Source organism: Caproiciproducens sp., assembly GCF_053840905.1.
Map to the genome: position 1 here is coordinate 124,101 of NZ_JBNLXQ010000003.1, position 13,274 is coordinate 137,374.

General features: G+C 47.6%; 12 protein-coding genes. All 12 read right to left on the bottom strand.

Annotated elements, in window-relative coordinates; genetic code table 11:
- Positions 1-53: 53 nt before the first annotated feature.
- The 12 genes from ACQGQ5_RS03745 to ACQGQ5_RS03800 all read right to left on the bottom strand — a co-directional run bounded on the left by ACQGQ5_RS03745 (position 54) and on the right by ACQGQ5_RS03800 (position 13,242).
- The gene (locus ACQGQ5_RS03745) at positions 54-956 is read right to left on the bottom strand and encodes an ROK family protein (RefSeq protein ID WP_455735254.1); all 903 of its coding nucleotides are present in this window, start codon (positions 954-956) and stop codon (positions 54-56) included.
- 6 nt (positions 957-962) lie between these two features.
- Positions 963-1,688, bottom strand: a complete 726-nt coding sequence (locus tag ACQGQ5_RS03750) for an N-acetylmannosamine-6-phosphate 2-epimerase (protein WP_455735255.1) — start codon at positions 1,686-1,688, stop codon at positions 963-965.
- A gap of 48 nt (positions 1,689-1,736) precedes the next feature.
- A complete protein-coding gene (locus ACQGQ5_RS03755; protein ID WP_455735256.1) occupies positions 1,737-2,699 on the bottom strand; it encodes an ABC transporter permease in 963 nt (320 codons plus the stop codon).
- Between the two features lie 28 nt (positions 2,700-2,727).
- Positions 2,728-4,212, bottom strand: coding sequence for a sugar ABC transporter ATP-binding protein (locus ACQGQ5_RS03760; protein WP_455735257.1), 1,485 nt, complete (start codon positions 4,210-4,212; stop codon positions 2,728-2,730).
- Between the two features lie 76 nt (positions 4,213-4,288).
- Positions 4,289-5,293: a sugar ABC transporter substrate-binding protein gene (locus ACQGQ5_RS03765; RefSeq protein WP_455735258.1), complete on the bottom strand. Its 1,005-nt coding sequence runs from the start codon at positions 5,291-5,293 to the stop codon at positions 4,289-4,291.
- Between the two features lie 91 nt (positions 5,294-5,384).
- Positions 5,385-6,098, bottom strand: coding sequence for a GntR family transcriptional regulator (locus ACQGQ5_RS03770; protein WP_455735259.1), 714 nt, complete (start codon positions 6,096-6,098; stop codon positions 5,385-5,387).
- A 365-nt stretch (positions 6,099-6,463) separates the two neighbouring features.
- A complete protein-coding gene (locus ACQGQ5_RS03775; RefSeq protein WP_455735260.1) occupies positions 6,464-7,444 on the bottom strand; it encodes an ABC transporter permease in 981 nt (326 codons plus the stop codon).
- Positions 7,428-8,945 carry a sugar ABC transporter ATP-binding protein gene (locus tag ACQGQ5_RS03780; protein ID WP_455735261.1) on the bottom strand — a complete coding sequence of 506 codons (1,518 nt, stop codon included), beginning with the start codon at positions 8,943-8,945 and terminating at the stop codon, positions 7,428-7,430. The genes ACQGQ5_RS03775 and ACQGQ5_RS03780 overlap by 17 nt, the downstream gene beginning before the upstream one ends.
- 97 nt (positions 8,946-9,042) lie before the next feature.
- Positions 9,043-10,014, bottom strand: coding sequence for a substrate-binding domain-containing protein (locus ACQGQ5_RS03785; protein WP_455735262.1), 972 nt, complete (start codon positions 10,012-10,014; stop codon positions 9,043-9,045).
- Positions 10,015-10,068: 54 nt separating this feature from the next.
- Positions 10,069-10,932, bottom strand: coding sequence for a class II fructose-bisphosphate aldolase (locus ACQGQ5_RS03790; RefSeq protein WP_455735263.1), 864 nt, complete (start codon positions 10,930-10,932; stop codon positions 10,069-10,071).
- Positions 10,933-10,937: 5 nt separating this feature from the next.
- A complete protein-coding gene (locus ACQGQ5_RS03795; RefSeq protein WP_455735264.1) occupies positions 10,938-12,428 on the bottom strand; it encodes an FGGY-family carbohydrate kinase in 1,491 nt (496 codons plus the stop codon).
- A 37-nt stretch (positions 12,429-12,465) separates the two neighbouring features.
- The gene (locus ACQGQ5_RS03800; protein ID WP_455735265.1) at positions 12,466-13,242 is read right to left on the bottom strand and encodes an SDR family NAD(P)-dependent oxidoreductase; all 777 of its coding nucleotides are present in this window, start codon (positions 13,240-13,242) and stop codon (positions 12,466-12,468) included.
- Positions 13,243-13,274 lie beyond the last annotated feature (32 nt).

Below are 13,274 nucleotides of genomic sequence, written 5' to 3' on the forward strand. Positions count from 1 at the left end.
AGCACCCGCTGCGGATCCGCAGCGGGTGCTCGGTTATTCGGTTTATCTTTCTGTCAACGAAGCTGTGAGAAGGCCGACGCGGCCGCCCCCAGCAGGGGGGCGTCATTCCCTAACGCCGAGCGCACCAGCCTGATTTTCTTCAAGTGGGCGCTGCTTTGCCTGTCGTATTCTTTCACAAACTCATCCCACCAAAGCGCGCAGGTGTCAAGAATACCGCCTCCAAACAACAGCGCCTGCGGATCGTAAAGATTGGCGCAGGTCACCGCGCACAGCGCGAGATTTTCAATAAATTCACGCAAAACGCCCAGAGCGGCGGGATCGCCCTGCCGTGCGCGGCTGAAAAATTCATAGCCGGAATCAATGGCTTCCCGCCCGCTCACCGCATTGTAACGCTGCCAGAGCGCCGTGCCGGAAACGTATTTTTCCACACAGCCGTGCTGGCCGCACAGGCACTTTTTCCCGTTCGGGTGCAAAACGGCATGTCCGATCTCCCCAAAGCCTCCCGCCTGTCCGCTGACGCTGACGCCGTCCAGCAGCAAGCCGCCGCCGACCCCCGTTCCAATGATGATGCCGAACACGCTTTTGAAGCCGCGAACCGCCCCCATCCAATTTTCGCCGATCAGGGCCATCTTGCAGTCATTGTCCACTGCCGTGGGCTTTTGATACTTTTCCTGCAGCCTGCTTTTGATCGGGGTCCCAATATACCCGCTGTAGATATCCACCGCGTACAGCACCTCGCCCGTACGCGGGTCAATACGCCCGCCCGCTCCGACGCCGATCGCATCGACGGCATATTTCTTCTCAAGCGTATCGATGATGCTGAAATAGGAATCCAGAATAAACGCGCCGGTCCTTCCCACGTTGTCAATATGGATTTTCTCCAGGATGTCGCCGCGCTCGTTTACGGCCGCACCCATGATTTTGGTGCCCCCGGTATCAATTGCCGCCGCGATCATAAGACCTCACGCTTCTTTCCCGTCGTTTAAGTAAGGCTTCAAATTGTCCACAATTTTTTTGGTGATAATCTGCGGACGCGTGATGCCGGCTCCTATGACCACATTGTGCGCGCCGGCCTGAAACGCTTTGGCCGCCAGCTGATCGTCCCAGTAACGGCCTTCCGCTACCACCGGAACCTTCACCTTTTCCGCCAAAGACGCCACCAGGCCGATATCGGGCGCCCGCAGCTCCATGATCCTGTTGTCGTCATCGCAGTACGTATATTCCGTGTAGCCGGCCAGCGTTGTCGAAACCAGGTCGGCGCCCGCGTCCACGGCCCTTAAGCCCTCGTCGCATGTGGATACGTCGGCCATCAGAAGAATATCGGGAAACTCTTTTTTGATGGAGCTGAGCAGCTCGGCCGCCGACACGTTTCCGGGCTTTGGAAGCTTGCATGCGTCAACCGCGACAATTTCGGCTCCCGTCGCGTACACTGCCTCTACGTCGCGGAGAGTGGGCGTAATGTAACACCAATATCCGGGGTATGTATGTTTGATAAGGCCGACCGCAGGGATTGAAATCAACTGGCGCGCCGCGAGAATATCGGCCACACCGTTCACGCGCACGCCAACCGCGCCGCCGATCTGTGCCGCCAGCGCGAACCTGCCCATAATCGCGCTGTCGCGCATCGGCTCCTCCGCCGTCGCCTGGCAGGATACGATCAACCCTTTTTTTAACTCTGTAATTTTCATAAAACAGCCATCTCCCTATTCAGTAAATATATTGTAACAACGATTGCTTTATATCTTTTTGCTCAGGCGTTTCTGGCTCATCATATCGGCGCTGATCGCAAGCAGCAGCACAACGCCTTTCACCACGCGCTGGTAATAATCCGGTATGTTCATAAGAATCATGCCGTTGAGCAGCACTCCCATCACCAGAAGACCCGCGATGACGCGCGTGATTTTGCCCTCGCCGCCGGTTGTGCTTACGCCGCCCAAAACAACGGCTGTAATGATATCCATTTCATACATCTCGCCCGCTTTCGGCTGGCCGCTGTTTACGCGGCTCAGCAGCACCATGCCCGCAAGCGCCCCCAGCATGCCGCACAAGCCGTATACGCTGTACATGACTTTTCTTACGCTTACGCCGCTTAAACGGGACGCTTCCCGGTTGCTGCCTATTCCGTAAACGTATCGTCCGAAGGATGTTTTCTCAAGCGTTATATAACCGACGGCAAAGCAGACCGCCATGATAATCACGGGGATGGGGATCGGTCCCAGGTAGCCTTGCCCAAGAGCGGTGAAGCTTGCCGGAAAGCCGTAGACGGGAAGGCCGCCCGATATGATGTACGCCAGCCCGCGCAGGATACTCATTGCCGCCAGGGTCACGATCATCGGGGGAATCCCCACTTCATAAGTAAAGAAACCGTTCAGCAGCCCCACGATCAGGCCCACAATCAGTACGATCAGCATCGCCAGTATGGGATTCAGGCCCGCCACCATCAGAGAAGCGCACCCCACGGAAGCCGCGCCCATCATGGAGCCGACAGAGATGTCAATTCCTCCGGTGATGATCACCATCGTCATCCCCACCGCGGGAATGCCGTAAACGGCAACCTGGCGCAAAACATTAAAGAAATTCGTCGTCGTGAAAAAACCTTCCGCAACGATTGAGAAAAAAACGATCAGCGCCAAGAGCACAATGTAAATTGCATACTTCGATATGTTTCCATGTTTTTTCACCTGTACGGCAGTGTCCATATACAGAATCTCCTTCTTTCGAATCCAATTATTCGGTGGCCAATTCCAAAATGCTTTCCTGATTGACCTCTTCGGATGAAAGCATCCCCGTTATGGCGCCCTTGCGCATTACGAGAATCCTGTCGCTCATTCCGATCAGCTCCGGCATTTCCGAAGAGATCATGAGAATCGATTTCCCCTCGGAAACCAGATCGCGCATCAGCTGGTAGATCTCTCTCTTTGCCCCTACATCAATCCCGCGCGTCGGCTCGTCAAAGATCAGGATGTCGCACTGTGTGGCAAGCCATTTGGCTAAAACCACCTTTTGCTGGTTCCCCCCCGAAAGCGTCTTCGCCAACTGTGCGGAGGAATGCGCCTTGATGTGCATCGCTTCAGAGAATTTGCTTACCGTCGCGGCTTCCTTGTTTGTTTGCACGAACCCCGCTCTGCTGACGCTCTTCAAGCTGGCATAGACAACATTGAAATCGATTCCTTTATTGATCAGCAGCCCCTGTGACTTTCTGTCTTCCGTGATCAGGCCGATGCGATGGCGGATGGCGTCCTTGGGCGTCCGTATTTCGACGGCCTTCCCATTGAGCCGCAGGGTTCCCCTGCTGATTGGATCCGCGCCGAAAATCCCCCTGGCGAACTCTGTCCGCCCGGCTCCGACCAGTCCCGCAAGACCCAATATTTCCCCTTTATGCAGCGTTAAGCTGCAATCGTGTATCGCGGCGTTGGTATATCCCTCGACCTCAAGGACCGGCGGACCAATGGGGGTGGTCCGTTTCGGGTACTCCTGCCCTATCTCCCTTCCCACCATATGTTTGATCAGCATCGGCCGGTCCGTATCCGCGGTATTCATCGTAATGACATGGCGGCCGTCCCGCAGCACCGTCACCCTGTCGCTGATCCTGAAGATTTCTTCCAGCCTGTGGGATATGTACAGGATCGTGATTCCTTTGGCGTGAAGCTTTTCAACAACGGAAAACAGCTTATCGATTTCCGTGCTGGTCAGCGGCGCTGTCGGTTCATCCATGATCAAAAACCGGATGTCTTCCGAAATGGCCTTCACAATTTCCACAATCTGCTGTTCAGCGATCGACAGGTCGCGCACCAGGGCGTTCGGGTCAATGGAAACCCCCAGATCGTCTATCACTTTGAGGCAGTCCCGATACATCTTTTTTTCATCGAGAAAAATGCCTCTTTTAATTTCTTTGCCATAAAAAATGTTCTCCCTGACGGTCAGCTGCGGCATCAGGTTCAACTCCTGATAAATAACGCCGATACCGGCGGCTTTGGAAACCGCAGGAGAGTTGTTCGTCATTTCTTTATCGTCAAACGTCCATTCCCCGGAGGTTGGCAAATGGGCGCCCGTAATCACTTTGATCAGCGTTGACTTGCCCGCTCCGTTTTCTCCGACAAGCGCATGGATCTCTCCCCGGCGCAGCTCAAGTGACACATCGTCCAGAGCCAACACACCCGAGAACCGTTTTGTAATATGCTTTAAGACAAGAATATTGTCGTTTGTGGTCATCGCTGCACCTCACCATAAAATCTGCATCGGTACCGGTCCTCCGCAAAGAGAGGACCGGTACAAAACAGCAATCGCTCTATTTTTTAAAGTAATCTGCGATATTGCCCGCATCCACAACCTTCATCGGGATCTCGATCGTATCCTTGATCGCACCGCTTTTCAGGACTTTCAGCGCGGTGTCGACAAAGAGCTTTCCGGTCTCATAGGGCTGAATATCAACCGTGGCGCGATAGATGCCGCCTTCTTTGATTTTGTCCAGCGCTTCCTTTGTGGCATCGAGGCCGCCAATGTAGAATTTGTCGCTGGCTTTGCCGGCTGCCATAACGGCTTCATAACCGCCCAGAGCACCGGCATCGTTCACGCATACGAGCACATCCACATCGGGGTTGGACTGTAAAATGTTCTCCATGTTGGTCATCCCTTTTTCCGGGTTGTTCGCGCTCTGGCGCGCAACGATCTTCGCGTCCGGCGCTTTGCTCAAGATCCCTTCCTGGATACCGTTGCCGCGGGCAATAATCGATTTGAGCTCCGGATAATCAAAAATCGCCACCTTCGCCTTACCGCCCATCTTGTCCGCAATCCACTGACCGGCATTCTCGCCGATTGCAAAGCCGTACTCGTACTCGGGGACCGTAATGAACGCATCGCTGCCCTCTACGTTCTGATTGCCCGCGATCACGGGGATCTTTGCCGCATGCGCCGCTTTCACGGAGGGAATCAGACCCTGCTCGTCGATCGGGCTGACGATCACCGCGTCCACCCCCTGCGAAATAAAGTTTTCAAACGCGCTGACCTGATTGGCAAGGTCGGCTTTCCCGTCGTTGACCGTGACCTTAATTCCCAATTCATCACACCGGTCCTGTACACCCTTCGCCACCTCAACGAAATAGGTATTCGTTAAATCCGGGCATGTGAAGGCAAGCTTGACGCCGGAGCCCGACGCTGCCTGCTGTGACGCGGTTTCCGAAGAGGTATCCGCCGTTTTTTGACCGGTTGATTCCGCGGGCCCCGAAGGGGAACAGCCCCCAAACCCGATCACCGCCATTGCCAGAACGAGAACAAACGCTAACATCCTTTTCATTTCAATTTCCTCCCTGTGTTATTTATACCTTCACGAAGGCGCACTGAAGAAAGCCTCCGCACCTTCGATAAAGCCGGCAGACGAAACGAACTTATTTGAGTTCGATGGAATAGGTGTAACAGTCGTTCTTGTAATATCGATAATTATATTCCACAGTCTCTTTGCCGTGAAACGCATGTCTGGTTACTTTCAGGGCCGCTTCGCCTTCCTTCATGCTCAGCAGCTCCGCCTCCTCCCTCGATAAAGACGCGGCCATAAAAGACTCGACTGCACGGTCGGGCCTGCATCCGTTTCTTTCAAGGATTTTATAAAGCGAATTTTCCAAAAGATCCTCTTTGTCAATTTCCCCATAGAACTTTTCCGGAATGAACGAATGGTCAAGGGCGATCACCCTGTTGTTCGCCAGACGTTGGCGCCTTATGTATATTACGTTCTCACCATTCAGGTTCAGGAGCTTATTCAATTCCTTCCCGGGCTTTATCCTCTCCAGATTCAATATATGAGCGGACGGGGTCATATTCAGCCTTTTTACCTCTTCTGTAAAAGAGTAAAATTGCGACAGAGCATGTTCGATGTGAGTGTGGCACACGAAACTCCCCCGGCCGGGGATCCTCTCAATATACCCTTCGTGAACCATTTCATCCAACGTGCGCTTGGCCGTGATGCGGCTGACCTGAAAGGTATTGCAAAGCTCTGTTTCAGACGGCACTTTATCTCCTAATGCATATTCTCCATCTCTTATCTTTGAAATCAGGATTTCTTTCAATTGATAATAAATCGGAATCATATCATTATTAGCAGCCATAAAATCCTCCCTGTTCTAAATTGGTATATTGATATATCAGCTTGATTGATATATCAATATACTAACTCTATTGATCCCAATTGTCAAGCCTAAAATTTATTTTTTTCGAGAGTTGCCGTTTTTAAGGAGTTCTTGATGTACCCCGCAAATTCAGCTTTCGTTGTTTCCTGCCATATCCGTCAAAAAGAGTTTTATTTCCTGTTCATCGATAAATCTCTACCGACCTCGCGTCTAACGTAGGATTTTTGCATACAAGAAATCCTGCCGGGGTTCTATCCGGCAGGATTTCTTTGCTCCTCTGAAGATATAAAAATATTGAATTGATTCTACGATGTCCTTTACAATTTAATCTTCAATTCGGGAAATTATTTCTTCTTTTTCTTTTTCAAGATATCAATATATACCGCTACGAGTATTACGATACCCTTAATGACAAGCTGCCAGTAAAAAGATACTTTAAGTAAATTTAAACCGTTATTCAAAACGCCAATAATAAGCGCACCAATCAGCGTCCCGCCGATAGTACCGATACCGCCGTTAAAGCTGGTCCCACCAAGAACGGCTGCGGCAATCGCATCTCCCTCATATGCATTTCCTGCCGTTGGCTGACCGGAATACATTCTGGATGCCAATACAATACCGCCTATGGATGCCAAAATGCCGCAGATGGTATAAACCCATATCTGAACTGTTTTCACTTTAATTCCAGAATAGACGGCAGCTTCCACATTTCCGCCGGTAGCATACATTCTTCTCCCAAACCGTGTTTTATTCAGAATAATGGAGGAAAGAACGATGAGGATCGCAACCATCAAAACCGGAATCGGCACAGGGCCTATATATCCGTTCCCTATCGCATTAAACTGGGGATCCGTGCTGGCAACCGATCTTCCCGAAGTGATTATGTAGGATATGCCCCTGATTCCCATCTGTGTTGCAAGGGTAACAATAAACGGCGGCATATTTGTGTAAGCAATAATCAATCCATTAATCAGTCCGAACACGGCGCCCATTAAAACGCCGATTAAAATTGCGGGGATACACGGCATCCCCCGTTCAAGAAGAATTACAACGGTAACGCCGCTCGCCGCTAAAACAGAACCGACGGATAAATCGATTCCTCCGATAATTAATACAAAAGTCATGCCAAAAGCAAGCGTAGCATTCGTACATACCTGCCGCAAAATATTGAATAGATTATCCGGGGCCAGAAACATTGTGGTTGTAATAGAGAGCACCAGTGTTAACCCGGCCAATCCGATCAACGTTCCCGCGTTATCTTTCAGGTAGTTGATAACCGGATTCGAGGACTTATCAGACAGGGTCAATTTATTTGCTATTTTCATTATTCCATCCTCCTGCGGCGTAATACATAATTTTTTCCTGAGAAATTTCTTCAGTTTCCACATCAATCGTTTTAACTAATTCGCCCTCATGCATGACGGCGACGCGGCTGCTTAGGTTGATAATCTCCGGCAGTTCCGAAGATATTAAAATAATCGACACCCCGTACTGTGCAATCTGATACATCATCTGATAAATTTCCGCTTTGGCCCCTACGTCGATACCTCTGGTAGGTTCATCAAGAATTAAGATTTTAGGCTCCGTGGCAAGCCACTTGGAGATAACAATTTTTTGCTGGTTTCCGCCGCTTAATTCCAGAGCCAGCTGATTTCTGCTTGACATCTTTATTGAAAAAGTATTGATATAATTATCAAGAATTTCATTTTCCTTTTTATAATCCGTATGGATAAACCGGATAAACTTCTCTAAAATTGATATTGTCGTGTTAAATGATACCGTCTGATTTAAAAACAGGCCGTCTTCTTTTCTGCTTTCAGGAACAAGCGCAATCCCGTGCTGAATCGCATCCTGCGGACATCTAATTTTTACTTCTTTGCCGTCGATGAAGATTTTTCCTGAATCCAGCGGGTCAATCCCAAAAATGGCACGGGCGAGCTCTGTTCTTCCCGCTCCGACCAATCCCGAAATCCCGAGGATTTCACCTTTTCTCAAGTTCAAATGAACATTTTTTAAATACTGATTGTTGAACCCTTCAACCCTCAACAGATCCTCACCAATATTAAGCTTGACTTTTTGGAACACCTCTTTCAGTCCTCTGCCAACCATCATTTTAATCAGCGTATCGGGACTCAGCTCTTGCGTAGTCATACTGCCTACACGCTCACCGTCCCTTAAAACGGTAATGGTGTCTGCAATCTTAAATATTTCATCCATTCGGTGAGAAATATATATAATTGCAACATTTGCTGCTTTTAATTTCTGAATTTGTAGAAATAGATTTTCAATCTCCGTATTACTCAGAGATGCGGTCGGTTCATCCATAACAATGATTCTTGCATTTGTGGAAAGCGCCCTGCAAATCTCGACCATTTGCTGCTGGGCAATACTTAATTTGCCCACATGTGTTCTTGCATCAATTTTCATATTCAGAGAATCCAAAATTTTCTGCGCTTCTAAAACCATCGTTTTAAAGTCCAAGAAGCCTTTTACTTTTCCCGTAATTTCTCTGCCCATAAAAATATTTTCCGCGATAGAGAGGTTGTTAGCTAAGCAAATCTCCTGATGTATTAAACTGATGCCGTATTTTTGTGCATCCGCCACGCAGCTGATCAGGGCATCTTCCCCGTTCACTTTGATTTTTCCGGAATCCATGCTGTAAATTCCGCCCAGTATTTTCATCAGCGTTGATTTCCCCGCGCCGTTCTCTCCCATAAGGGCATGCACTTCTCCCTGTTTTACGGAAAAACTCACATCATGCAAAACTCTTACTCCAGGAAAAGCTTTATTGATATTTTCCATTTGAAGAATATACTCATCCATCATTTACGCCCCTTTGTGAGTCAGAAATTGAAATTTTAAAAGTAAAACGGGCAGATAATCATCTTGCGTTATTTACCTGCCCGTTTTGAATCGTTTTTAATTAGCTTGCGGCATTCGATTTATCAACCAGCTCAACCGGGATTTTTATATCGGCTTCCACCTTTTCACCGGCCAAAATCTTATATGCGGTTTCGATGCTGACAGAACCGATTTTTTTGGGGAACTGCGCTGCGGAAGCAAGCATTTTACCATTAGTGATCATACTTCTTCCGTCCTTGGAACCGTCAACACCGACAACTTTGATCTGATCAATTTTTCCGGCGCTTTCAATAGCCGCAATACAGCCAATTGCGGCAGGATCGTTTAATGCGAACACTCCGACGATGTCGGGGTTGGCCTGCAGGATATTTTCCATAACGGGGAGAGATGCGTCCGTTGCCGGTTTTCCTTCCTGCTTGTTTACAATCTTTATGTTCGGATATTTGGAAATTCCCGCCTCAAATCCGTCTCCTCTGTCTTTGCAGACCTTAACCACGCTGTAGTTATACATGGCAATATTGCCTTTTTCATTGATGGCTTTTGCAAGTGCCTCCGCTATCAGCTCGCCCGCCATGTAGTTATCGGAAGCAACCGTAGATTTCACTAAGTCAACATCGTCTACTGGAGAATTGAAAGCGATAACCGGAATATTCGCTTTTGCACAGGAATCCAAAGCGGATTTAATTCCCTTTGAATCAACAGGGTCGACTAAGATGATGTCCATCTTTTGCTGTACCATGTCTTCAATGTCATTAATCTGCTTCGCGCTGTCCAAATTTGCATCGGTGATACTCAGCTGATCGCCTTTATTAAGCGAACTCTCAAGACCTTCTTTAATTTCCAGATAGAAGGAATTGGCCAAATTTGCAACAGAAACACCGATCTTAACTGTTTTAGCCGCTTCACTTCCTGCTTCAGCCTGTGATGTCGCTTCTGAACCTGCTGCAGCTGACGGGGAATCGGTCGCTGAGCAGCCAGCAAAAAGAGCTGCTGTCATTGCTAATGCCAAAACAATCGATAGAAACTTTCTCATTTTAAAACTCCTCCAAATAATAAATAATTATATAGTCAATATATAATTCTCAGTTTACGCTTTGTCCCCGGAACCAACCAGGTCAATTTTTTGCCTGATCAAGTCCTCCGCGCTTTTCATTGCAACAGCAAACACGCTTCTCGGATCAAATTCATCCGGGCTTTCTTTGATAGACTTTAAAATACCGAGGTAATACGCATACTTTAGTTCTGTAGCAATATTCAGTTTACTGATGCCGTGTTTCACACAATCACGGATAATTTTGTCCGGAATGCCGGAGCCTCCGTGCAAAACCAGCGGGATGGAAACCCTGCCGCGGATTTGGGAAAGCCTTCCAACATCGATCTGCGGAACTCCTTTATAAAATCCATGTGCCGAACCAATTGCTACCGCAAGAGAATCGACATTGGTTTTCAAAACAAAATCCGCTGCCTGTTCCGGGTTCGTCAGGTTATCCCTGCTGAGTCCCCCCGCTTTGTTGAAAGCATCTCCTTCATTTCCCCCGATCAGTCCCAGCTCCGCTTCCACGCTGACATTCTGTGCATGCGCCGTTTTCACAACCTGCTGCGTCCGCTTTATATTTTCCTCATATGGAAACCCAGAGCCGTCAAACATAACAGAGGTGTACCCATGCTCAATGCAGTCTACCGTTCTTTCGTACGTATCTCCATGATCCAGATGGAGTACAACCGGGATATGTGCCTTTTTGGCAAAAGACTGAACCAAGGAGCTGATTCTTTCTATGCCCGCATACTCAATCTCTACGGGATGTGTTGCTACAATAACAGGAGAATTCATTTTTTCAGCTGTTTCAATAACGGTTTTTATAAATTCAAGATTACAAACATTGAAGGCGGGAACGGCATAATTCCCTTTTTTTGCTTTTTCCAGTACTGCATTCATTGTAACTAAGCCCAATGATTTTATCCTCCTTTCTTTAATATCTTATCTAATTCTGACGTAATTTGTATATTTGTAGCATAGAGTTGCTTATACACTTTTTGATAGATCTTTTCATAAACCGCGTGAGCTTCTGGATCAGGATAAAAAGTCTTCTCCGTTTTCACTTGAATGTTTTGATCTTCAGAGTAAATGCCGGCAGCATGTCCTGCTAAAAGTGCGGCACCGAAAGTAACCGCTTCTTTTACTTCCACTGTTCTTATCGGAATATTTAGAACATCGGCTTTGCACTGCAGCCAAAAATGGTTTGCTGTTCCTCCGCCGATTGCCAGAATATCATCAATCCCGCTTTTTTTGCCCTGCTCCAAAACTACTCTGAATTCATAGCAAAGTCCCTCGATTACAGCTCTGAGCAAATCCGCTGTTGAGGTATTCAGTGTAATTCCTGTAAACATTGCTTTGGCATCGCTGTTCATTTCAGGCGTATAACAGCCGTTAAGGTGAGGCAGAAAAATAACTCCTCCGCTGCCGGTAGAGCTCTCCCTGCACTTTTTTGAATATAAACGATAAGTATCCTCACAGACATCCGCGTTTAATATGTTCTCAATCGCCCAGTCAATCGTACGGCCGCCGCATGGAATTCCGCCTATTTTATAGAACCTATTTTTAATGACATTATCGCCCCATAAGTATCCGTTAAAAGACCGACCAAGTTCTACGGATTCCTCTATCATACAGACAGATTCCGTCGTTCCCATGGAAGCCACCACCGTACCGGGATAGTTAGCTCCCACTCCAAAACAACCTACCATATGGTCAAAACCCGCAAGAGTAACAACCGCTTCCGGATTAATATTCAGCTCCCGAGCTACTGACGAAGTGATTTTTCCCAATACGGAACCTGATTCAATTAAATCCGGCATAAGTGATTTTTTGATGCCCGTAAGCTCAAATATTCTGTCGGACCACCGACGCCCTGCAATGTCTAACGCCATGGTACGTGACGCCGATGAATATTCCATCCGATCCTGTCCTGTGAGCATTAATCCAATGTAGTCATTCAGGCAATGCCACTTAAATGCATTTTTATATTCAGAAAAATGGTGCTCCTTCAGCCATCTGATTTTTTGTAAACTGAAAATATAATAGGGATCCAGTCCTGTAATTTGGTAAATTTCAGTACTGTCGAGTTTTTCCTTGTCTTTTTCTACAATTTCCTGTGCACCCGTGTGATACCAAGGGATTACATGGGTCAGAGGAACATGATTTTTATCTATCAATAATCCGGACTCGCCCTGACTGCTGATACCGATTCCAGCAATTTGCTGTCCCAGGTTCCTATTTGTCGCAAGTTTTTTAATGCAATCCTTCAGATTATTCCATACAAAATCCGAATCATAATCTTCTGCATTGCTAACCATACTGAATTTTGCCCCGTCAACATAATCTCCATTTTGGTCATAAATGTGTAATTTGCAATTCGTGGTTCCAATGTCTATGCCCATCAGCAACATTACTATGGTCCTCCCTGCAACGAAAGTTGAAAATAGATTACCAGGCTGTATAACCGCCATCCACCAGATAGGTAGAACCCGTAGCATAACTGGAGGCGTCTGAAGCAAGGTATACCGCAATACCGCGCAGCTCAGACGGCACACCGGATCTGCCCATCGGCGTCATGCTGAACCATCTGTCAATCATAGGATCTTTGCTCCGATAATGTTCCTCACTCATTTCTGTACGCATATAACCCGGGCAAAGCGCATTGACCCGAACACCCCTTTGCGCCCATTCTGTTGCCATGCTCTTAGTCAGCATAATAATACCGCCCTTAGAGGCATTGTAAGAACATTGATTTTGCGGTGTGTTGACAATCATGCCGGACATAGAGGCAACATTGATAATGTTTCCTTTACCCTGCTTCAGCATGACTTTTCCTACCGCCTGAGAAACAATAAAACAGCCATTCAAATTCGTATTGATAACCGTATTCCAATCATCCAACGGCATGCTTTCCGCATCACCCAGAATACAGACACCTGAATTATTGAAAAGCACATCAATTTTTCCAAATTCCTTCAGAACTGCATCGACCATGGCGTTAACTTCGTCCGGTTTTGTAACGTCCATTTTAACCGTTAAGCATTTTACTCCCAGCGCCTCAATTTCAGCTTTGGCCTGGTCCGCCGTTTTCATGTTCCTTTGTGCAATAACAATATTGGACCCTGCATCTGCAAGCGCCAGAGCCATCTCTTTGCCAAGGCCCTGCCCTCCGCCTGTAATGATTGTTACTCTATCTTTTAAACTAAAAAGTTCCTGAATACTCATTTTTTACTCTCCTATACAATGATATTAAAATG